This window comes from Curtobacterium sp. PhB172 (genome assembly GCF_003752545.1).
In the GTDB taxonomy this organism is placed as follows: domain Bacteria; phylum Actinomycetota; class Actinomycetes; order Actinomycetales; family Microbacteriaceae; genus Curtobacterium.
In genome coordinates this window covers 46,892-68,471 of sequence record NZ_RKIF01000005.1, presented here as the reverse complement: position 1 = coordinate 68,471, position 21,580 = coordinate 46,892, and the positions used below count along the sequence as shown (strand labels likewise).

The following is a 21,580-nucleotide window of genomic DNA, read 5'->3' as shown; positions in this document are numbered from 1 at the left end:
GGAGCTGACGGGAGGCTCAGCTCGCGTCCGCCTCGTCAGCGCGCTTCGAGACGGTCGGGTCCAGTGCGGTGCGGTCGGCGAGCGGGACGACGGGCGCCGGAAGCTCTGCCTCGGGCTCGGGTCGCACGCCGAACAGGGCGTCGATGGCCCCGACGAACTCCTCACCACGACCGGCGCGGCCGAGCTCGCGCGCTCGGACCGACGGACGGTGCAGCAGCACGCCGACCAGGTGCCGGAGCGCCCGCTCGGTGTGTTCGGCGGACTCGCCGTCGGCGTCACCGCGGCGCTTGGCGCGGTCGATCTCGTCGTCGAGGATGTCGAACACGTGCTTGCGGAACGCGACGAGGGCCGGGGTGGTCGACTGCTCGAGCGCCTGCGCCCGGAAGCGGGACACGGCGTCGTCGACCATCGCACGGGCCTCGGACTCGGCGTTCAGCTCGGAGATCGGGGCGTGCAGGCTGATGGTCTCGAGGTCGAGCAGCTCGACGCCGTCCACACCGGCAGCGGCCGGGTCGACGTTGCGGGGGAGTCCGAGGTCGATGACGATGCGGCGGATGCCGTCGTCGAGGTCGGCTGGTGCGACGACCGGGAGCTCGCTCGACGTGCAGGTGATCACGACGTCGCTGGTGCCGATCGCGTGGCGCAGGTCACGGGCGGCGACGAGGTCGTGCTTCGCGGCGAACCAGGCGGCACGGCCCGAGGGCGAGAACACCTGGATGTGCGCGGCGCCGCGGTCGCGCAGGGCCGCGATGGTGGTGGCCGCGTAGCTCCCGGTGCCGATCAGCAGCACGCGGGTGTGGGCCCAGTCGGTGACGCGCGACGACGCGAGCTGCAGGCCGAGGCGCACGAGCGAACGACCGGCGGCGCCGATCCGGGTGCGGGTCTTGACGCCGCGCGAGGTGTGGGCGGCTTCCTGGAACAGCCGCTCGAGGTCCGAGGTGGTGGTGCCGTTGCTCCGGGCGTCCTCGAGCGAGCGGCGGACCTGCCCGGAGATCTCGGTCTCGCCGACGACGACGGACTCGAGCCCGCTCGACACGGCGAACAGGTGCTGCACGACGTCCTTGCCGCCGAGCACGTTGACCGAATCACGCAGTTCGGTGGCGTCCAGGTCGCTCGCAGCGGCCACGGCCTGCACGGTGGCGGCGACGGCGGAGTCGCGGTCGTCGCCGGCGAAGTCGAGGTAGGCCTCGAAACGGTTGCACGTGGCGAGGACGACGGCGCCGTCCAGGACGTCGGAGTCCGTGACGAGATGGCCTGCTGCGGCCGGGGCAGCGATGCTCAGTCGCTCCAAGAGGTCGAAGCTGGCGTTGCGATGCGACGCCGTGAGACAGATGAGCACGTCTTCCATGGTAACCCGCGTTCCATCCCGGTCCACCGCGAAGGGAGCCAGTGTGGAATGTATTGTCTGAAGTGCTACATTTGAACCCGGTCGAGATGGCATGGGGGTCATGTGGGGATCGAGTTCGACGACGATGCGGCGCGTCGCTTGGCAGTGTGCGCGACCGAGGTCGCGCAGCGTCTCGGCGGCAGTGCCTGGTCGTGGCGGAGCGCAGCGGAAGGCGCGCTCGACGACTTCCACGGTGCGTACGCGACCATGTTCCGGCAGACCCGCGCGATGGAGTCCGAGGATCGAAGCCGCCTTGCCCGGGCGCTGGAGGACCTCGCCGAGCAGCTGTGGGTCGTACAACGCCAAGCGCGTCAGGAACGCGAGCGGATCGCCGACCTCGCTGCGTGGCGGACGCGGGAAACCGATCGTGATGCCGCTCGGGTCGCCGGCGTTGGCCCGTGGGCACCGGTGCTCGACATCGCCGGCGACGTGTTCGACCCGAAGCCGTCCGAGGCCCCGGGGTGCCCGACACCCGTCTCGGCGGCGTTCCGCGCGCGGCACCGGCACCGGCAGCGCACTGGCGGAACGGACTCGGGCGGGCGGAGCGGGGCGGATCCTGTAGGGCTGCGAGGGTTCGCAGCGGCGACGAGGGGACTGAACCGCACGGCGGAGCAGGACATGGTCCGGCTGCGGAACGCGTGGTCGGGGTTCACGAGTCGGTGCGGATGGGTGCCCGTCGACGCCGAGACGCTGCCACACGGTTTCGAGCGGTACGTCATCGAGAACGCCGAGGACGCGTCGTGGGCGGAGCGGATCGCAGCGGCGTTCGCGGCGGCGGGTGGTGCGGGCACGCTCGCGAACGTCGTGCTCGACGCGGCGGGTACGTCCGCACTGCCGGCGGGGTTGCGGGAGCTGCTGGACCCGACGCTCACACCGGCGGAAGTCGCCGCCGCGTGGGCCGCGTTGGGCTTCACCGCGGCGGATGTCCGCGCGCTGCCCCTGGCGACGAAGATCGAGTTCGCGAACCTCGACGGGCTGCCGGCCGTCACGCGGGACATCGCGTCGCGTGCGGTGCTGGCTGTGGCGCTGCGGGATCCCGGGCGGGTCTACCGCCTGCTCGGACTGGCGGCCACCCCCACCGCGATCGACCTGGACGAGTTCACGGAGCAGGTGCGCGCGCTCCGCGACGGCCTGCGGGATGCCGACGACTTCGCTGCAGCGCTCCGTTCGCCGACTGCTGCAGTGGCGCAACTCGTGGGCTTCGGGGCGTCGAACGGGGCCCTCGTGGCGGCGATCTCGCTGGGTGACCTCGACAGGGCGTCGAACGTGTCGGTGAACGTCTCCGGCGCGGGCACGACGCTCGGTAGTGCCAGCGAGAAGGTCACCGCCGCGAACTTCCTGCTCGACACTGCAAGGAGGAAAGCAGTCGACGCGGATTCATTCGCGATCGTGTCGTGGTTCGGCTACCGCACCCCGGGCTTCCCCGAGGTGCCGCAGCAGCACCGCGCCAGTGACGGCGGCGTCAACCTCGCCGGGTTCCTCGACGGCATCCACGACAGCCGCGGCGGCGCTCCCCGGTCCCTGACGGTCCTCGGGCACTCGTACGGTTCCACGACCGCCGCCGAGGCGCTCGTCCAGACGCGGTACCGCGTCGACACGCTCGTCACGTACGGATCCGCCGGTGTCGCCAGCGACACGGCACCTCCTCGGCTCAACGTCGACCGGGTCTACGCCACCACGGGATCGAACGACCACATCGCGGGCATCGGCCTGATCGGCGGTCGCAAAGACCCCGGCACCGTCGCGGGCGTCACGACCTTCAGCGCCGACGACTCTGCGGGTACCAAGGGCGTCACCGGGCACGACATGTTCCCGGACGACCCGGACAAGGTCGGCTACCTCACGCCGGGTTCAACCTCGCAGCGAGCGATCGCGTCGGTCATCGCCACCGGGGCACCAAGATGAACACCATGCACCGCACACTCCGCATCGTCGTCACCGCGCTCGTCGTGGTGGTCGTGCTGTCGGGGTGTGGGGTGGGAGGGACGAAGATGCAGAAGGACGCAGCGGGCATGACCCGGGCTGACGTGGCGCGGTTGTCGTTGCACGAGGAGTACGACCGGTACCGGGATCGGTACGGCCACATGCAGCGGATCCTCGAGGACGCGCAGGTGCAGGTGTACGACGGTGCATGGGAGTGGAACAGTGGCGACCGCGTTCCGGGTGGCGGTGAGGGTGTCGTGCCGTTGCGCGGATCGGATGTCGAGAACAGCTACTTCCTGCACACCGCCCGGTTGTGGTCGCCGAGTGGTGCGTCGGGTGCGCCAGCGGACTTGGAGCCGATGGTCGAGTACTTCACCGCGCAGGGCTGGCAGGTGTACGACCGCACGCTGGGCGATGACCACGACGTTCGGGGTGTGACGGGGGATGGGTGGCAGGTGTTCTACACGGTGCAGTCCAACGGCCGGTACTCGCTCGACGTGTACAGCGAACCGTTCTGGACCAACGACGCTCGCTCACTGCGAGGAGCCGTCGCTGGGCGGAGTGAGCGGAACTACCCGGAGGAGTCGCTGCCCGGGGTGTACCCGCCGTTCCCCGAGTGGGACGCGCCGATCGTCAGCCCGCCGAAGATCTGACCCGGCAGCCGGTGGGAGAATCGTCCGGTGACCGACGCACCGACCACCGCCCTCCCCGCCTCGCACCCGCTCGTCTCCGGGCGTACGTCGGGTTCGCCGCTCGTCCGGGCCCTGCGGGGTGACCGTCCGGAGACGCTGCCGGTGTGGTTCATGCGGCAGGCCGGTCGGTCGTTGCCCGAGTACCGCGAGCTCCGGGTGGGCACTGCCATGCTCGACGCGTGCCTCGACCCCGAGATGGCGTCGGAGATCACGCTGCAGCCCGTCCGCCGGCACGGGGTGGACGCCGGCATCTTCTTCAGCGACATCGTCGTGCCGATCAAGCTCGCGGGCGTGGACGTCGAGATCGTCCCCGGTCGCGGCCCCGTGCTCGGCTCACCGATCCGCACCGCGGCGGACGTCGACGCCCTCGAACCGCTGGACCCGGCGGCCCTCGAGCCGATCCGCCAGGCGGTCGCCCGCACGGTCGAGCAGCTCGGCGACACCCCGCTGATCGGATTCGCAGGCGCACCCTTCACGCTCGCCGCGTACCTGGTCGAGGGCGGCCCCTCGAAGGACCACATCCGCGCCCGCACCCTCATGCACGCCGAGCCGGAGACGTGGTCGCGGCTGCTGGCCTGGGCGGCCGAGGTGTCGGGGGTGTTCCTGCGGGCCCAGGTGCTCGCCGGGGCCTCGGCCGCACAGCTCTTCGACTCGTGGGTCGGATCCCTGTCGCGCGCCGACTACGTCCGGTACGTCGCACCGCACTCGGCGCAGTCGCTGTCCCACGTGGCCGACCTGGGCGTACCGCGCATCCACTTCGGCGTCGGCAGCGGCGAGGTCCTCGCCGACATGACCACGCTCGGCACCGACACCATCGGCGTCGACGCGGTCGGGGTCGACTGGCGGCTCCCGCTCGACGATGCCGTCCGCCGCGTCGGCACCGGCGTCAGCGTGCAGGGCAACATCGACCCGGCGATGCTCGCGGCCCCGTGGGAGGTCCTCGAAGCGCACGTGCGCGAGGTCGTCCGCCGCGGTGGCGCCGCCCGCGCCCACGTCGTGAACCTCGGCCACGGTGTGCCGCCGGAGACCGACCCGACGGTGCTGACGCGCGTCGTCGAGCTGGTCCACTCGCTCGGCGACGGGTCTGCCGCGTGACCGACGTCGTCGTGGTCGGCGGCGGCATCGCCGGACTCGTCACCGCCCGTGACCTGGCGAAGGGTGGTGCGAACGTCGTCCTGGTCGAGTCGTCCGGGGTGCTCGGCGGCATGATCCGCCGGCACACGGTCGGCGGCATCGACCTCGACATGGCGGCGGACTCGTTCGCGACCCGCACCGACGCCGTCGGCCGACTGGCGATCGAACTCGGGCTCGGCAACGACGTCGTCGCCCCGGACCCGCGCGGTGCCTGGTTGATGACCCGCGACGGTCGGACGTCCCCGATCCCCGCGACCGGGCTCCTCGGCATCCCGAGCACCCCGATGGCCGCCGACGTGCTCGCCGTCGTCGGGCAGAAGGGCGGGCTCCGCGCACAGATGGACTCGCTGCTGCCCGGACCGGTCGGCGCCAAGGCGGAGTCCCTGGGCGAACTCGTCCGGCGGCGCATGGGGGAGCGGGTCCTCGACGACCTGGTCGTCCCGATCGCCGGCGGCGTGCACTCCACCCACCCCGACCAGCTCGACCCGGAGCGAGTGGCTCCCGGCCTCCGCGCGGCACTGCTCCGCGAGGGCTCGCTGGCCCGCGCGGTCCTGGCACTCCGGGCCCGCGCGGCCGCCGGTACCCCGGTGCAGGGGATCCGCGGCGGGATCGTCCGGCTCGTGGACGAACTCGTCGCCGACATGGAGACCTACCGCGTCGACGTCCGGCTGCACACCCGGGCGACCCGGATCGAGGCGCACGCGGTCGAGGTCGTCTCCGTCGACGGCACGGTCGAACGCCTGCCCGCCCAGCACACCCTGTCGTCGGTGCCCGACCCCGAGCGCACCGCGGCACCGGACCGGACCGGGATCGAGCTCGTCACGCTCGTCGTCGACCAGCCCGAGCTCGACGCAGCCCCCCGCGGAACCGGGATGCTCGTGCACCCGGACGCGCAGGCCGTGTCGGCGAAGGCCTTGACGCACGCGACGGTGAAGTGGCCGTGGCTCGCCGAGGCGGCTGCCGGCCGCCACGTGCTGCGCCTGAGCTACGCGACGCCGGCCGACGCGACCAGCGCGCACGGCGCGAGCGGTCCCGACGACGCGGCCACGAGCCTCCCGGTCGACCCGGACGGACCCGTCGGCACCCGGGCGCTGCACGACGCGGCCACGCTGCTCGGCGTCCCCCTGACGGCGGCGCACGTCGTGGGTGCTGCGCGCGTCCGCTGGCACGGTCCGGACCTGACCGCTGCCGGTCTCGGAGCGGGGGTCGTCGGTGTCGGCGAGGTCGCGACCGGACGGGGCCTGGCCGGGATCATCGCGGCCGCCCGCACCGCCGCTGGACAGATCCTGGATTCCTGAGCGGACCCCAGACCGCCCGGGGGCTACTGTTGGTGAGACCGTCGGACGTATTCCGTTCGGCGCATGACCACCGCACACTGAACCAACGGAGGAATCGCACATGCGCGGAAAGCTCCTGTTCGTCGCCGGCGCCGCACTCGGGTACGTCCTGGGATCGCGAGCCGGACGGGCGCGGTACGAGCAGATCAAGACCGTCAGCGGCAAGGTCTGGAACAGCAACGGCGTCCAGAAGGGCGTGCACGTCGCTGAGGACTTCATCGCCGACAAGACCCCGGACGTCGCCGAGTTCATCGGTGAGACGACCAAGAAGGCCGTCCGCAAGGTCGGCCAGAAGAAGGACACCACCACCTCATGACCGACACCCGCGACCGCAAGTCGCGTTCGCTGTTCGGTCTGGTGGGCGACGTCCCGAAGCTCGTCAAGGGCCTGGTCAAGGGTGAGATCGACCTGCTCAAGGCCGAGATGCTCACGAAGGCCAAGATCTTCGGGCTCGCCGCGGGGCTGCTGGTCGGTGCACTCGTCATCGTGCTCTACGCGATCGGCGTGCTCCTGACCGCCGCCGTGATGGGCCTGGCGACCGTGATGCCGGCCTGGCTCGCAGCGCTCGTGATCGCCGTGGTGATGCTGATCGTCGCCGCCATCCTCGGGTGGATCGGCTGGAAGCGCCTGAAGAAGGGCCTGCCGATCACGCCGAAGCGCACGATCGACAGCGTCAAGAACGACATCAACGCGGTGAAGGGGATGGGCAAGAAGCCCACTCCGCCGAGCCAGTACGGCAGCCGCAAGCCGGACGTCGGCGGCCGGTTCTGAGCCCCGACAGCCGCACCACCGACGGAGGAACCGTGACCGATCCGCACGACGATCTCGCAGACCGCGTCGCCGCGACCCGCGCCCAGCTGTTCGACACCCTCGACGCGATCGAGGACAAGCTCAACGTGCCGAAGCAGATCGGCATCGCGGCGTCGAAGGTCAAGCGCGGCATCGACGAGAAGCCGGTCCCGTACCTGGCCGGCCTCGCAGCCGGAGTAGCGGTGGTCGGGGGTATCGTCGTGATGGTGCTCCGACGGCGGTAGACCGCCCGAGCGCGGTCCACCGGGTGCGGGGCGGCCACAACCCTGGCAACCGATAGGACAAGGACCCATGAGTTCCGACGCGCCCGCTCCTGCATCCGCGCACACCTCTCCGCACGAGACCGACCCTGCGATCGGGATCGATCCCAACCTCATGACGGCGTACGCCCTCTGGGCCGTGTTCCGCAGGCCGCTCGGCCCGGTCCACCGCGTCGGTGACGACGCCGTGGCCGAGCTCGACGCCGTGGTCGCGTCCGCCGCCGAGCGCGGGGTGACCGTCCGTGGCTTCTACGACGTCTCCGGCTTCCGTGCCGACGCCGACGTCATGATCTGGCTGCACGGCGACGACGCGCAGGTCATCCAGGCCGTGCTGCGCGAGATCCGCCGCACCGGGCTGTTCCAGGACACCGAGCCGGTGTGGCACGTGATGGCGATGCACCGCGAAGCCGAGTTCAACAAGCGGCACACCCCGGCGTTCCTGCGCGGCAAGGACCCCGAGGCGTGGATCACGGTGTACCCCTTCGTCCGCTCCTTCGAGTGGTACCTGCTGCCCGAGGACGAGCGCTCGAAGATGCTGCGCGACCACGGGATCGCCGGCGCCAAGTACCGCCGCGTCCTGACGAACACCATCGCGACCTTCGCCCTGAGCGACTACGAGTGGATCCTGCCGCTCGAGAGCCCCGAGCTCGTCGACCTCGTCGACCTCATGCGCGACCTGCGTGCCACCGAGGCCCGTCTGCACGTGCGCGAAGAGGTCCCCTTCTTCACGGGTCGTCGCGTGACGACCGCCGAACTCCCGGAGGTGCTGTCATGACCGACACCAGCCTGATCACGAACGGTCAGCCCGTCCTCGCCGCCACCCCCGCGGCCGCTTCCGGCCCGGAGCACGTCGAGGTCCCGACCGCCTACGACGCGATCCTGCTCGCCGGCTTCGGTGGCCCCGAGGGCCAGGACGACGTCATCCCCTTCCTGCGCAACGTCACCCGCGGCCGCGGCATCCCCGATGAGCGGCTCGAAGAGGTCGCGCACCACTACCGGCACTTCGGCGGTGTGAGCCCGATCAACGCGCAGAACCGCGCGTTGAAGGCGGCGCTCGAGGCCGAGCTGGCCTCGCGTGGCATCGACATGCCGGTGCTCTGGGGCAACCGCAACTGGGAGCCCTACCTCGAGCAGGCCTTCACCGAGGCCGCGGACAAGGGCTACAACAAGCTCATCGCGATCGCCACGAGCGCCTACTCGTCGTTCTCGAGCTGCCGCCAGTACCGCGAGGACTATGCGCGCGTGCTCGACGAGACCGGTCTGCTCGGCACCATCGAGATCGACAAGATCCGGCAGTTCTTCGACCACCCCGGCTTCGTCCGCCCGTTCGTCGACGGCGTCCGTGACGGCATGGCGAAGGCCATCGCCGAGAACGCTCGGCTCGAGGTCGCGACCGAGCTGCACGTGCTGTTCTCGACGCACTCGATCCCGTCGACCGACGCTGCGAAGTCCGGCCCGGACTACCGCGGCTTCGACGAGCACGGCGCCTACGAGGCCCAGCACCTCGCCGTCGCGCAGGTCGTCCTCGACCAGGCGTGGGCGGAGCTGCTCGAGCAGCCCGAGCACGCACACCTGCAGGGCACGTCCAAGCCCGCCTGGAAGCTCGTGTACCAGTCGCGCTCCGGCCCCCCGACGCAGCCGTGGCTCGAGCCCGACATCAACGACTACATGAACGAGGAGCTCAAGGGCGGCTCGACCCGCGCCGTGCTCATCGTCCCGCTCGGCTTCGTGAGCGACCACATGGAGGTCATGTGGGACCTCGACGAGGAAGCCACCGAGACCGCGCAGGAGCTCGGCTTCTGGTCGGTCCGCACGCAGACCCCCGGTGTCGACCCGGCCTACGTCTCCGGTCTCGTCGACCTGGTGCTCGAGCGCGTCAACGGCACCCCCACCAGCGAGCGTCCGCACCTGACCGACATCGGTCCCTGGTACGACGTGTGCCGCCCGGGCTGCTGCGAGAACGTCCGCGCCGGCTTCAAGCCCGCCGCCGCCGGCGTCGCCCCGTGACCGACGCACCGACCCCGATCCGGCTGGGCACCCGCGCCAGCCGGCTCGCGGTCGCGCAGTCGCAGGACGTCGCCGACCGCCTGGCAGCGGCGTCCGGTCGTCCGGTCGAGCTCGTCACGGTCACGAGCGAGGGCGACACGAACCGCGCCTCGCTCGCGTCACTGGGGGGCACCGGTGTGTTCGCCAGCGCCCTGCGCGAAGCCCTGGTCGCCGGCGAGGTCGACGTCCTGGTGCACTCGCTGAAGGACCTGCCGACCGCGCCGTACCCGGGCCTGACGATCGCTGCCGTGCCGAAGCGTGCCGATGCCCGCGACGTCCTCGTGGCGCGGAACGGCGCGACCGTCGAGAGCCTGCCCGAGGGCGCGAAGGTCGGCACGGGCTCACCGCGTCGCGTCGCGCAGCTCAAGGCGAAGCGCCCCGACCTCGACGTCATCGACATCCGCGGCAACATCGACACCCGCCTGGGCCGGGTGGACGACGACCTCGACGCCGTCGTGCTCGCCGCCGCCGGGCTCACCCGCATCGACCGGCTGTCGGCCGCCACCGAACTGCTCGACCTCGGCTTCTGGCCGAGTGCTCCGGGGCAGGGCGCGCTGGCGATCGAGACCCGTGCTGCTGAGACCGACACGAACCTGCTCGCCGCACTGCGCAAGATCGAGCACGCCCCGACCCGCCTGACGGTGTCGGCCGAGCGCGAGGTCCTGGCGAAGCTCGAGGCCGGCTGCTCCGCCCCGATCGGTGCGACCGCGGTCGTGGACGCCGAGCTCCTGCTCGTCTCCGCTACGGTCTACAGCCCCGACGGCGCCGAGTACCGCACGGCGTCGCACGCGGCCGTGCTCGAGGGATCCGCGCAGGACCGTCTTGCCGAAGCACTCGAGGTCGGTGGCCGCGTGGCCGCCGAGCTGCTCGAGAACGGTGCCGGTGACCTGGCGGACCTCGCCGACTCGGTGAAGTAGAGCCCGTCACGGACACGCCCGCTCCCGTCGTCGTCATCCCCCGGGGTGGCGCGTGGGGCGAGCGCGTCGCGACGGCGGCTCGGCAGCGCGGGCTCGACCCGCGGGTCGTCCCGATCATCACCACCGAGCCGCCGCTCGACTGCGGCCCGCTCGACCGTGCCGTCGCCCGCATGGCCGGGTACGCGTGGGTGGTGGTGACCAGTGCGACGGCCGTGACGGTGCTCGCAGAACGCGTGGCGGGCCTCCCGTCCGGTGTCCGCGTTGCGGTGGTCGGTGAGCCGACAGCCCGTGCCGCGCGTGCTGCGGGCTGGGTCGTCGACCTCGTGCCGGAGCAGGCCTCGGCCGCTGCCCTCGTCGACGCGCTGCCGGACACCGACGGCACCGTGCTCTTCCCGCGCTCCGAGATCGCCGCGCCGACCCTCGTCGACGGGCTGCGGGCCCGCGGCATCGACGTGGACGACGTGGTCGCGTACCGTACCGTGGGGACCGGCGACGAGCCGATCACCCTCGACGCGGTGCCCGACGCGGTGCTCGTGACGAGCGGCAGCGTCGCCCGCGAGATCGCCCGCCGGATGACCCCGCTCGACCCCCGCACCCTCGTGGCCTGCATCGGCCCCGGAACCGCCGCCGACGCGCGCGCAGCCGGACTGCCGGTCCACGTGATCGGACCCACCCGGTCCGCAGAAGCCCTGCTCGACGCCGTCGTCGAGGCCCTGAACCCCACCGCCCCCGAACAGGAAGGCCACCCGTGACCGGCCGTTTCCCCCAGGTCCGCCCCCGTCGACTCCGTGCCACCCCCGCGATGCGACGGCTCGTCGCCGAGACCCGGCTGCACCCAGCCGAGCTCGTGCTGCCGATGTTCATCCGCGAGGGCGCCACCGACGCCGTCGACATCTCGAGCATGCCGGGCGTGCAGCAGCACTCGCTCGACTCGTTCCGTCGCGCCCTGGTGACGGCCGCGGAGGTCGGGATCGGCGGCGTGAACCTGTTCGGCGTCCCGACCACGAAGGACGCCACCGGATCCGGGGCGACCGACCCCGACGGCATCCTCAACGTGGCCATCCGCGTGGCGAAGGAAGAGGTCGGTGACGAGCTGGTCGTGCAGTCCGACCTGTGCCTCGACGAGTTCACCGACCACGGCCACTGCGGCGTCCTGGCGGCGGACGGCTCCGTCGACAACGACGCCACCCTGCTGCGGTACCGCGACATGGCGGTCGCTCAGGCAGAGGCCGGCGCCGAACTGGTGTGCCTGAGCGGGATGATGGACGGCCAGATCGCCGCCGCGCGTGACGCGCTCGACGTCGCCGGTCACACCGGCACCGCGCTGCTGGCCTACGCGGCCAAGTACGCGTCCGCCTTCTACGGCCCCTTCCGCGAGGCCGTTTCGTCGTCGCTCGTCGGCGACCGGCGGACCTACCAGATCGACGCCGCCAACGGTCGACAGGGGCTGCGCGAGGTCGCGCTCGACGTCGACGAGGGTGCCGACGTCGTCATGGTGAAGCCGGCGATGAGCTACCTCGACGTGCTCGCCGAGACCGCTGCGACGTCGCCCGTGCCGGTCTGGGCCTACCAGATCTCCGGCGAGTACGCGATGATCACGGCAGCCGCACAGAACGGCTGGATCGACCGCGACGCCGCCGCGATGGAGTCGCTCATCGGCATCAAGCGTGCCGGCGCCGACGCGATCCTGACCTACTTCGCCGTCGACATCGCACGGAAGCTCAACCAGGAGGCCGGTCTCCGCACCTCCGGCACCACCGCCGCAGTCGCCGGCATCGCCTCGACCGGGAAGGCCCCCGAATGACCACGAACGACCAGCTGTTCGGCCGCGCCAAGAACGCGATCCCCGGCGGCGTGAACTCGCCCGTCCGTGCCTACGGATCGGTGGGCGGCACCCCGCGCTTCCTGGTGTCGGCGAAGGGCGCGTACGTCACCGACGCCGAGGGGCGCGAGTACGTCGACCTCGTGGCGTCGTGGGGTCCCGCGATCCTCGGACACGCGCACCCCGGCACCGTCGAGGCCGTGCAGCAGGCCGCCGCGCGGGGACTGTCCTTCGGCGCCTCGACCCCGGGCGAGACCGAGCTCGCCGAGCTCGTGAAGCAGCGGGTGTCGGTCGACGGCGACGGCCCCATCGAGAAGCTCCGCATGGTGTCGACGGGCACCGAGGCCACGATGACGGCGATCCGGTTGGCCCGCGGCTACACCGGCCGCGACCTGCTCGTGAAGTTCGCCGGGCACTACCACGGGCACTCCGACTCCCTGCTCGCCGAGGCCGGATCGGGTGTCGCCACCCTGGCCCTGCCGGGCAGCGCGGGCATCACCGAGGAGACCGCGGCGCAGACCCTGGTGCTGCCGTACAACGACCTCGACGCCGTCCGCCGAGCGTTCGACGAGCACTCCGAGCGCATCGCCGGCGTCATCGTCGAGGCCGCCGCGGCGAACATGGGCGTGCTCGCTCCCGAGCGCGGGTTCAACCGCGCGCTCGCGCAGATCGTGCAGGCGCACGGGGCGCTGCTCATCGTCGACGAGGTCCTGACCGGGTTCCGCGTCGGGTCGGCCGGCTGGTGGGGCCTCGAGGCGTCGAAGGTCGTCCCCGACGGCGCCGGGTGGAAGCCCGACCTGATCACGTTCGGCAAGGTCATCGGTGGCGGCATGCCCCTCGCCGCGCTCGGCGGCCGACGCGAGGTCATGGACTTCCTCGCCCCGCTCGGCCCCGTGTACCAAGCGGGCACCCTGTCCGGCAACCCGCTCGCGGTCGCCGCCGGCATCGCCACGCTCCGGGCCGCGACGCCGTCGGTGTACGAGTCGCTGAACCGCACGGCCTCGGTCATCTCCGCGGCCACGTCGGACGCACTGTCGGCCGAGGGCGTCGCCCACACCGTGCAGCGCGCCGGCAACCTGTTCTCGTTCGCCTTCACGGACACCGCCCCGCGGAACTACGACGACGTGCGGGCGCAGGACGTGTTCCGGTACGCCCCGTTCTTCCACGCGATGCTCGACGCCGGCGTGACCCTGCCGCCGAGCGTGTTCGAGGCATGGTTCGTCACGGCCGCCCACGATGAGCGGGCCGTCGGGCGGATCCTCGACGCGCTGCCCGCAGCAGCGAAGGCAGCGGCCGCCGCGGCGGCGTAGGGGGCGGGTGCTCCGTGCTGGAGCCGCGGCTGGTTGACTGGCCACATGCAACTCGCCGAGGCCCTCATCGAGCGCGCCGACCTGCAGAAGCGCATCGAACAACTGCGCGGCCGCATCGCCGCGAACGCCCGCTACCAAGAGGGTGAGGAGCCCGACGAGGACGCCCGCGAGCTCCTCGCCGAGGCCGAGCGGTCGATCGACGCGCTCGAGGTCCTGCTCGCCCGCATCAACGCGACGAACGCCAGCACCACCGTGGCGTCCGGGCAGACCGTCACCGCGCTGCTCGCCCGACGCGATGCCCTGCGGCTGCGGCACGCGCTCGTCACCGGAGCGGCGGACGCCACGGCCGGCACGAACGGCGGGTACCGACAGCTCCGCAGCGAACTCCGCACGTTCGCCGCGTTGCCGACCGCCGAGCTCCGGTCGCGTGCCGACGCCCTGGCGAAGGAGATCCGCGAACTCGACGCGGTCGTCCAGCGCACCAACTGGGAGGTCACCCTGGTCGACTGAGCAGCGGGGCGGTGCGTCGGTAGACGGACCGGGGCGGGTACGGACCCGACGACCGGCGGGCAACCCGGTCACCTGTCGGCGCAGTGGGCAGCGCCATGGCGAGAGCCGTGCACATCGCAGCCCAGTACGGCGCACCAGGTACGGTGCACACCGCACCACGCACAACCGCGTACCGACCGGACCGACGAGGGCGGGACAGGGGACAGCGCCGCCCCACCCTCGACGGGTCAGGAGCAGTCGGCCTTGGTGAAGGTCGTGTCGAGCGTCTTCGAGGTGCCGTCGAACGCGTAGGTGTAGCGCATGTCGACGCCCTCATCGAGCAGGTCCTTCGTGTCGCTGTTCGAGCAGAGCGTCGGGCCGACCGAATCGCGGATGGCGCTCTCGGTGATCGAGGCCGGGTCGACGCTGGACGACACCGTGTAGTCGTAGTGGATCGCGTTGCCCTCGGCCTCGACGCCCGTCCACGACGTCACCGAGTCGACCTGCTTCGGCAGGTCGCTCTGCTCGCGGATCTGCACGACGGCCTTCGAGACCTTCTCCTCCGTCGAGTCGCTGAACGCGGCGGTGAGCGCCTGGCGGACCAGGAACGCGACGACCACGGCGACGACGACGCCGAGCAGCGAGATCAGGACGCGCTTGCCACGGGACTGCTTGGGCGGCGGGGCGTACGGGGCTCCGGCGGGAGCGGGCTGCGCGTACGGCTGCTGGCCGGGCTGCTGCTGCGCCCAGGGCTGCTGGCCGGGCTGCTGCTGGCCGGGCTGCTGCGGGCCGGGCTGCTGCGGGCCGGCGTTCGGCTGCGGCTCGGACCCCGGGTAGGGCGGCGGTGTGGTCGTCATGGTGTTCCCCCTCGTTGCAGTGCGCGGCCTGACACCGTCGTCCGGCGCCGGGTCCCTCCCCGACACGGGCCGCAGTCACCTGAGCGACCATCCAAGCACAGGCCGGGGCGCCGCAACGCGCCTGTCCGACCCCCGCGCCGTCTCAGGCGGAACGGCGTGCAGCCCAGCGGCCCTCGGAGCGCAGGATCGCGAGCGGGAAGTCGAACGCGTGCGACACCGCCGACGACGTGATGACCTCGTCCGCCGTGCCCTGTGCCACCACGGCACCGTCACGGAGCAGCATCGCGTGCGAGGTCGACACCGGCAGGTCCTCGAGGTGGTGCGTGACCATGACGCTGCCGAGCTCGGGGTGTCGGTGCCGCAGCGTGTCGACGGTCTCGAGCAGGTGCTCGCGCGCGGCGACGTCGAGTCCGGTCGCCGGTTCGTCGAGCAGCAGCAACTGCGGCTCGGACATCAGCGCCCGTGCGATGAGGGTCCGTCCGCGTTCGCCCTGGGACAGCACGGGCCAGCGTGCGTCGCGTCGTGCGGCGAGCCCGACGTCGGCGATGTGCTGCTCGGCGAGTGCGACCTGCGCGGCCGTGGGCTCCCACCGCATCATGAGGTCGGTGGTGCCGGTCAGGCCGGTCAGCACCGTCTCGAGCACGGTGAGCGGGGAGAGCATCCGGTGCCGCGGGTCGACGTGGCCGATGTGCTCACGGAGTTCGCGGACGTCGACGCGTCCGAGGCGCCGGCCGAGCACCTCGACCGAGCCCGCGGTCGGGTGGCCCGTCGCGCCGAGGACCGCGAGCAGCGTCGACTTGCCGGCGCCGTTCGGTCCGAGGAGCGCCCAGTGCTCACCGCGGCGGACGGTCAGGTCGACGTCGTGCAGCAGGTCGCGGCCGGAGCGCGTCACACGGACGCCCTCGGCACGGAGCAGGACGCCGTCTGCGCGGAACTGGACGCCCGCGGCGCGGGACTGGTCGGTGTCGGTCACGACTCCATCGTGGCCGACGTCAGCGCCGTTCGGTGCCGTCCGCCAGGGCGCCGCCCTCGGCGACGAACGCGCGGGCCTGCACGGTGTGCTCCTCGACGGTGCTGCTGAGCGAACGGATCACCGCGGCCGCTGCTTCGCCGTCGCGCTTCGAGATCGCCGCACGGAGCGGGTCGACGAAGTGCTTGACGTCCCAGAACATGCCGCTCTGGTGGGTCAGGGCGAGGAAGTTCGCGCGGGGCAGCAGCGAGGTCGACAGCTGGACCAGCAGGTCGTTGTCCGCCGCACCGATCAACTGGGTGACGACCGCGCCGACCTGTGTCGAGACGTCGCCGGCCCGCTCCTGCTCGGCGGCTGTGCGCAGGGCTTCCAGCGTGTCGACGAGGCGCGTGGCCGCAGCGTCGTCGAGCTTCGGGACGGCCCAGCGGGCCGCGAGCTCCGTGACACCGGCGAGCACCTGGATGGTGTCGTCGAACTGCTTGGCGGTGGGCGACGCGACCCGGGTGTACCGGTTCGCCTCCATCTCGACCAAGCCGTAGTCGACGAGCTTGGCGATCGCCTCACGGATGGGCGTGCGACTGACCCCGAGCCACTGGACCAGCTCGTCGTCGTTGAGCCGTTCGCCGGCCTGCAGCGTGCCGTCCTGGATCGCGGCCAACATCTTCTCGAGGACCACGTCGCGGAGCAGCTTGCGCGGCGAGTTCTCGACGGTCGACTTGGGTACCGGCATGACGGACTCCTCGTGTCACGGACGTTTGGTATCCAAACCCTAACGTGTCAATATGCAATCGCTTGCGGAATAACAGCATCCCAGAACATCAGCCACGCACGTCGACCACAGTGCGTCCGTGCACCCGACCGGCGACCACCTCGACGCCGATCTCGATCGCCTGCTCCGGGGTGACGGTCCGGGTGACACCCGCCAGCAGCGCCGGGTCGAGATCGGTCGCCAACCGCTCCCACGCCCGGTGCCGGAGTTCGGACGGGGCGTCCACCGAGTTGATGCCGAGCAGCGACACCGCACGCAGGATGAACGGCAGCACCGTCGTGGGCAGCGCGGAGTCCTGCGCGAGCCCGCACGCCGTGACGGCTCCACCCCACCGGGTGCCGGCCAGCACGTTCGCCAGGGTGGCCCCGCCGACGCTGTCCACGGCGCCGGCCCACGCGGCACGCTGCATCGGCTTGCCGGGCTCGGACAGGGCACCCCGGTCCACGACCTCGGTCGCGCCGAGGCGTCGGAGCGAGGCCTCGTTGGTGCTCCGTCCGGTCGACGCGGTCACCTCGTACCCGCGCGCGTCGAGCAGGGCGATCGCCACCGTCCCCACCCCGCCGGACGCACCCGTGACGAGCACCCGCCCGGCACCCGGTTCGACGAACCGTTCGAGCGCGAGGACGCTGAGCATCGCCGTGAACCCCGCCGTGCCGATCGCCGCCGCGAACGAGTCCTCGATCGCCGCGGGCAGGACCACGAGGGAACCGGACGGCACCACGGCGTGCTGGGCCCAGCCACCGTGCCGGGTCTCGCCGAGTCCGGCACCGTTCAGCACGATTCGGTCGCCGATCGCCACGTCGTGCACGCCCGGTCCGAGCGCCGACACGGTGCCGACGACGTCGATGCCGGGCACGAGCGGGTCGACCCGCGCGACGCCGGGGTTCCTGGCGAGGGCGAGGCCGTCCTTGTAGTTGACGCTCGAGTACGTGACGTCGACGAGGGCTTCGCCCTCGGTCGGATCAGGCAGGTCGACGTCGGCGACGGTGGGCGGGGCTGAACTGGACACGACTACGGCGCGGGTCATGCGCCGGACGCTACCCCGGGCCTCCCGGCCAGCGGTCCGTTCTTTCCCAGAACGCGCGCGATCCCTGGCGGAATCGGGCGTACCGGGTCGGAAAAAACGACCAGGTACGCCCGAAACGGTCAGGTACGCCCTCGGCCAGCGCTCCGGCGAGCGCTCACCGGCCAGCGCTCATCCGAACATGATGGCGGCTTCGTCGAACCGCGCCTGCGGCACGGTCTTCAGCTCGCCGAGCGCCTCGTCGAACGAGACGTGCACGATGTCGGTGCCCTTCAGGGCGACCATCCGGCCCCATCGTTCCTCGACCACCGAGTCGATGGCCGCCAGGCCGAGCCGCGTCGACAGCACCCGGTCGTACGCGGTCGGCGTGCCACCGCGTTGGATGTGCCCGAGGGTCGTGGCGCGCGTCTCGATGCCCGTCATCTCCTCGATGAGGGGCGCGAGCCGCTCACCGATGCCACCGAGCCGCGGACGCCCGAAGGCGTCGAGCCCGCGCTCGGTGTGCGCGTTGTCCTCGTGGTCGGGGACGAAGCCCTCGGCCACCACGACGAGCGGTGCACGACCTCGGTCGTAGGCGGCACGCACCCACTTCGCGATCTGTTCCATGCTCGTCTTCTGCTCCGGGATCAGGATCGCGTGCGCACCCGCGGCCATGCCGGAGTGCAGGGCGATCCAGCCCACGTGCCGCCCCATGACCTCGGCGACCATGCAGCGGGAGTGCGACTCGCCGGTGGTGCGGAGGCGGTCCATCGCCTCGGTCGCGATCGCGACGGCGGTGTCGAAACCGAACGTGTAGTCGGTGGCGCCCAGGTCGTTGTCGACCGTCTTCGGGACGCCGACGATCTTCAGCCCGGCGTCGGTCAGGCGCTTCGCCGCGGCGAGCGTGCCTTCGCCACCGATCGCGACGATGGCGTCGATGCCGTGGCGGTCCAGGGTCTTCGAGATGTTCTCCACGCCGCCGTTGGGGCCCTCGAAGGGGTTCGTGCGGCTGGTGCCGAGGATCGTGCCGCCCTGCTTGGCGATGCCCTGGATGTCCTTGCGGCCGAGCGGGACGATGTCGCCGTCGACGACGCCGCGCCAGCCGTCCCGGAACCCGACGAACTCGTGGCCGTGGATGGCGATGCCCTTGAGGACGACCGCGCGGATGACCGCGTTCAGGCCGGGGCAGTCGCCTCCGGAGGTGAGGATGCCGATGCGCATGGGAACTCCGTCGTCGGGTGGTGCGGGTGGGGGTCGTGGGGGACTGCGACCATCATGACTGACGGTGGTTGCGCATTACCATCCCGGTGTGACCCTGCTCGACTCCGCCTCGTCGTCCGCCGGTGCGTCCGGCGACGCGTCTGCCGGTGCGTCCGTCGATGCGTCTGGTGCTCCCATTGCGTCCGGCGATGCGTCTCGCGTCGACACCGTGTACCGACCGGGAGGCCCGGTGAACGTCGCGTCGACCCTGCGGCCCCTGCAGCGCGGCACCGGCGACCCCGCCTACAAGGTGGTCGGGTCGGTCGTGTGGCTCGCCCTGCGGACACCCACCGGCCCCGCTGCCGTCGCGATCCGGCCGGCCGGCGACACCATCGCGGTCTCGGCGTGGGGTGACGGTGCTTCGTGGGCGGTCGAGCACGCGCCGGAGATGCTCGGTCGCGGCGACGACTGGGACGGGTTCGACGTCTCCGGCCACGCGTTCCTGGCGACGGCCCGACACCGGCAGCCCGGACTCCGGCTGCTCCGGACGAACACCGTCGTCGCGATGCTCGTGCCGGCGATCATGGAGCAGAAGGTGACCTCGCGGCAGGCATGGGGTGCGTGGCGGTACCTGCTCCGTCGGTACGGCACGCCCGCGCCGGGCCCCGCGCCGGACGGTCTCATCGTGCCGCCGACGGCCGACGAGTGGGCGCGGATCCCGAGCTGGGAGTGGCACCGAGCCGGCATCGAGCCCGGACGGTCGGCGACGGTGATGCGCGCGGTGCGTGTGGCTCCGGCGCTCGAACGGACGCTGACGCTCGGTCGCGGCGGTTCGGTCGTGTCGGCGCGGCTCCAGTCGATCCCCGGCATCGGGAAGTGGACGGCTGCCGAGACCGCGCAGCGCTCCCACGGCGACCCCGATTCGCCGAGCGTCGGGGACTTCCACGTCCCCGCGCTGGTCGGGTGGGCGCTGACCGGGGGACCGGTCGACGACGACGGGATGCTCGAGCTGCTCGAACCGTGGCGGGGGCACCGGGAGCGGGTCGTGCGGCTGATCGGCGGCTCGGGGTTCCGGAAACCGTCGTTCGGGCCGCGGCTCACGATCCAGGACCACCGCGGGCACTGAGCGGTCGCGCGCGGCCCGCTGCGGTCCGCACCTGTTTCGCGACACGACACCAGGTGATCACGTGGTGTCGTGTCGGAGAACCGGTGTCGCGCCGGGTCAGGGGTGGCGGACGCCCTCGCCGGCCAGCACGGCGCGGTAGCCCTCGCGGAACGTCGGGTACTGCGGCGCCCAGCCGGTCGACCGGAGCAGCGCGTTCGACAAGCGCTTGTCACCACCGGACTGCCGGGCACCGCCGTCACCGGTGACGGGCTCGGGAACGCCGAGCTCCTCGGCCAGGAACCGCAGCACGTCGTCGAGCCGGCTCGGTTCGTCGTCGGTGCCGAGGTACGTCGGCGCCGGGTCCTCCACGGTCGCCAGGTGCACGAGCGCCGCGGCGGCGTCGTCGCGGTGGATCCGGTTCGTGTGCGGCGAGGGACCCGGAGCCAACCGGGCCGAACCGGAGCGGACCTGGTCGATCAGGCGCTCGCGGCCCGGACCGTAGACACCGGACAGCCGCACGAGCACGGCGTCGGGAGCACGGTCGCGCAGCAGCGCTTCGGCCTCGACCAGCACCTCGGCGGTCGGGGTCGCACCGTGCGCCGGGGTGTCCTCGGCGACCACGCTGCCGTCGTCGACGTCGTACACCGCGGTCGAGGACACCACGAGCAGGCGTGGATCGGCGTCCGAGGCATCGATGCCGTCGAGCACGTTCCGCAGGCCGTCGACGTAGGTGGCGCGGTACTCGTCGACGTCACGGCTGCCCGCGGCGAAGGCCACGACGACGACGGAGGTGTCGGCGGGGATCTCGGGGACCTCGTGCCGCAGGTCGGTGCTGCGGCCGGTGATCGGGGCCGGGACCAGTTCGGCGCGGCGTCGGAGGCCGATCACGTGGTGTCCCCGGCGCGCGAAGCGGAGACCGGCCTCGGTCCCGAGGTCGCCGCAGCCGGCGATCACGACGGTGTCGTTGTTGTGCACCCGTCGACCTTGGCACGGACACCTGGTGGACGCTCCCGCACCCGGCCTGCTGCCGCTCAGAGCACCTTCCGCAGCAGCACGGAGTCGCCGTGCTCCTGGTCGCGCTCACGCTGCCCGGTGTCGACGAAGCCCAGCTTGCCGAGCACCCGGAGCGACGCGGTGTTCCAGTCGCGGACCGTGGACACCAGGTGGCGGTACCCGAGCTCGCGTGCCGCACTGATCACCGCGCCGGATGCTTCCGTGGCGTACCCGTGGTTCCACGACGCCTGCAGGAACTCGTACGCCAGCTCGGGTTCGTCGGGCGCACCGACGCTGTTCGCGACGAGGCCGCAGTAGCCGACGGCGGCACCGGTGTCCCGGCGCTCGACGACGAGCAGACCGGGCGCCGGCGTCTGGTCGTACCCGCGCGCCCACTCCTCGAGATCGGACACGGTGGGGTGTCCGTCGGCCGAGAGCCGTCGATGCGGCGGCACGCGTGGATCCCGTTCGGCCCAGAGCCGACGGTGGAACGCGGCGTCGGTGCTCCGCCACGGCCGCAGGCGCAACCGCTCCGTCTCGAGTGCCGACATCTGAT

At 72.0% G+C, this 21,580-nt stretch carries 23 protein-coding genes; 15 read left to right on the top strand and 8 right to left on the bottom strand.

What is annotated here, in order from left to right:
• Positions 1-16 precede the first annotated feature (16 nt).
• Positions 17-1,339: a glutamyl-tRNA reductase gene (locus tag EDF42_RS01300; RefSeq protein WP_123671556.1), complete on the bottom strand. Its 1,323-nt coding sequence runs from the start codon at positions 1,337-1,339 to the stop codon at positions 17-19.
• A 111-nt stretch (positions 1,340-1,450) separates the two neighbouring features.
• Here EDF42_RS01300 and EDF42_RS01295 point away from each other — a divergent pair, with 111 nt between their 5' ends.
• The 14 genes from EDF42_RS01295 (at position 1,451) to EDF42_RS01230 (ending at position 14,148) form a co-directional block, all read left to right on the top strand.
• Positions 1,451-3,292 (top strand): alpha/beta hydrolase, encoded by a 1,842-nt coding sequence (locus EDF42_RS01295; RefSeq protein ID WP_123339235.1) that lies wholly within the window; start codon positions 1,451-1,453, stop codon positions 3,290-3,292.
• A gap of 5 nt (positions 3,293-3,297) precedes the next feature.
• A complete protein-coding gene (locus EDF42_RS01290) occupies positions 3,298-3,963 on the top strand; it encodes a hypothetical protein (RefSeq protein ID WP_148053808.1) in 666 nt (221 codons plus the stop codon).
• Between the two features lie 27 nt (positions 3,964-3,990).
• Positions 3,991-5,097 carry a uroporphyrinogen decarboxylase gene (hemE, locus tag EDF42_RS01285; RefSeq protein WP_123339233.1) on the top strand — a complete coding sequence of 369 codons (1,107 nt, stop codon included), beginning with the start codon at positions 3,991-3,993 and terminating at the stop codon, positions 5,095-5,097.
• A complete protein-coding gene (locus tag EDF42_RS01280) occupies positions 5,094-6,434 on the top strand; it encodes an NAD(P)/FAD-dependent oxidoreductase (protein WP_123339232.1) in 1,341 nt (446 codons plus the stop codon). The genes hemE and EDF42_RS01280 overlap by 4 nt, the downstream gene beginning before the upstream one ends.
• A 100-nt stretch (positions 6,435-6,534) precedes the next feature.
• The gene (locus tag EDF42_RS01275; protein ID WP_017887727.1) at positions 6,535-6,789 is read left to right on the top strand and encodes a hypothetical protein; all 255 of its coding nucleotides are present in this window, start codon (positions 6,535-6,537) and stop codon (positions 6,787-6,789) included.
• Positions 6,786-7,244: a phage holin family protein gene (locus tag EDF42_RS01270; protein ID WP_123339231.1), complete on the top strand. Its 459-nt coding sequence runs from the start codon at positions 6,786-6,788 to the stop codon at positions 7,242-7,244. The genes EDF42_RS01275 and EDF42_RS01270 overlap by 4 nt, the downstream gene beginning before the upstream one ends.
• 32 nt (positions 7,245-7,276) lie before the next feature.
• Positions 7,277-7,507, top strand: a complete 231-nt coding sequence (locus EDF42_RS01265) for a DUF3618 domain-containing protein (RefSeq protein ID WP_111083767.1) — start codon at positions 7,277-7,279, stop codon at positions 7,505-7,507.
• A gap of 67 nt (positions 7,508-7,574) precedes the next feature.
• Positions 7,575-8,318, top strand: a complete 744-nt coding sequence (gene hemQ, locus EDF42_RS01260) for a hydrogen peroxide-dependent heme synthase (RefSeq protein ID WP_123339230.1) — start codon at positions 7,575-7,577, stop codon at positions 8,316-8,318.
• Positions 8,315-9,550, top strand: coding sequence for a ferrochelatase (locus EDF42_RS01255; protein ID WP_123339229.1), 1,236 nt, complete (start codon positions 8,315-8,317; stop codon positions 9,548-9,550). The genes hemQ and EDF42_RS01255 overlap by 4 nt, the downstream gene beginning before the upstream one ends.
• Positions 9,547-10,506, top strand: coding sequence for a hydroxymethylbilane synthase (hemC, locus tag EDF42_RS01250; protein WP_123339228.1), 960 nt, complete (start codon positions 9,547-9,549; stop codon positions 10,504-10,506). Before EDF42_RS01255 ends, hemC begins: the two co-directional genes overlap by 4 nt.
• Before the next feature lie 35 nt (positions 10,507-10,541).
• A complete protein-coding gene (locus EDF42_RS01245) occupies positions 10,542-11,258 on the top strand; it encodes a uroporphyrinogen-III synthase (RefSeq protein WP_123339227.1) in 717 nt (238 codons plus the stop codon).
• A complete protein-coding gene (gene hemB / locus EDF42_RS01240; RefSeq protein WP_260212631.1) occupies positions 11,255-12,310 on the top strand; it encodes a porphobilinogen synthase in 1,056 nt (351 codons plus the stop codon). Before EDF42_RS01245 ends, hemB begins: the two co-directional genes overlap by 4 nt.
• Entirely contained in the window at positions 12,307-13,638 is a 1,332-nt protein-coding gene (gene hemL / locus EDF42_RS01235) for a glutamate-1-semialdehyde 2,1-aminomutase (protein WP_123339225.1), read from the top strand. Before hemB ends, hemL begins: the two co-directional genes overlap by 4 nt.
• A 45-nt stretch (positions 13,639-13,683) precedes the next feature.
• On the top strand, positions 13,684-14,148 hold the full coding sequence (locus EDF42_RS01230; protein ID WP_123339224.1) for a DIP1984 family protein: 465 nt from the start codon (positions 13,684-13,686) through the stop codon (positions 14,146-14,148).
• Positions 14,149-14,375: 227 nt separating this feature from the next.
• Here EDF42_RS01230 and EDF42_RS01225 read toward each other — a convergent pair whose 3' ends face one another.
• The 5 genes from EDF42_RS01225 to EDF42_RS01205 form a co-directional block, all read right to left on the bottom strand.
• Complete coding sequence (locus EDF42_RS01225) at positions 14,376-14,984, bottom strand: hypothetical protein (protein ID WP_123339223.1); 609 nt, start codon at positions 14,982-14,984, stop codon at positions 14,376-14,378.
• Between the two features lie 142 nt (positions 14,985-15,126).
• Positions 15,127-15,957: an ABC transporter ATP-binding protein gene (locus EDF42_RS01220; RefSeq protein ID WP_260212630.1), complete on the bottom strand. Its 831-nt coding sequence runs from the start codon at positions 15,955-15,957 to the stop codon at positions 15,127-15,129.
• Between the two features lie 19 nt (positions 15,958-15,976).
• Positions 15,977-16,684: a GntR family transcriptional regulator gene (locus tag EDF42_RS01215; RefSeq protein WP_123294516.1), complete on the bottom strand. Its 708-nt coding sequence runs from the start codon at positions 16,682-16,684 to the stop codon at positions 15,977-15,979.
• Between the two features lie 88 nt (positions 16,685-16,772).
• On the bottom strand, positions 16,773-17,750 hold the full coding sequence (locus EDF42_RS01210; protein ID WP_123339222.1) for an acryloyl-CoA reductase: 978 nt from the start codon (positions 17,748-17,750) through the stop codon (positions 16,773-16,775).
• A gap of 168 nt (positions 17,751-17,918) precedes the next feature.
• Entirely contained in the window at positions 17,919-18,947 is a 1,029-nt protein-coding gene (locus tag EDF42_RS01205) for a 6-phosphofructokinase (protein ID WP_123671247.1), read from the bottom strand.
• Between the two features lie 175 nt (positions 18,948-19,122).
• On the opposite strand from EDF42_RS01205, the gene EDF42_RS01200 reads away from it, so the two are divergent.
• A complete protein-coding gene (locus EDF42_RS01200; RefSeq protein ID WP_123671555.1) occupies positions 19,123-20,052 on the top strand; it encodes a DNA-3-methyladenine glycosylase 2 family protein in 930 nt (309 codons plus the stop codon).
• A 96-nt stretch (positions 20,053-20,148) separates the two neighbouring features.
• On the opposite strand, the gene EDF42_RS01195 is transcribed toward EDF42_RS01200, so the two are convergent.
• Positions 20,149-21,006, bottom strand: a complete 858-nt coding sequence (locus EDF42_RS01195) for an NAD-dependent epimerase/dehydratase family protein (protein WP_123339221.1) — start codon at positions 21,004-21,006, stop codon at positions 20,149-20,151.
• 56 nt (positions 21,007-21,062) lie between these two features.
• A complete protein-coding gene (locus tag EDF42_RS01190) occupies positions 21,063-21,575 on the bottom strand; it encodes a GNAT family N-acetyltransferase (protein ID WP_123339220.1) in 513 nt (170 codons plus the stop codon).
• Between the last annotated feature and the right edge of the window lie 5 nt (positions 21,576-21,580).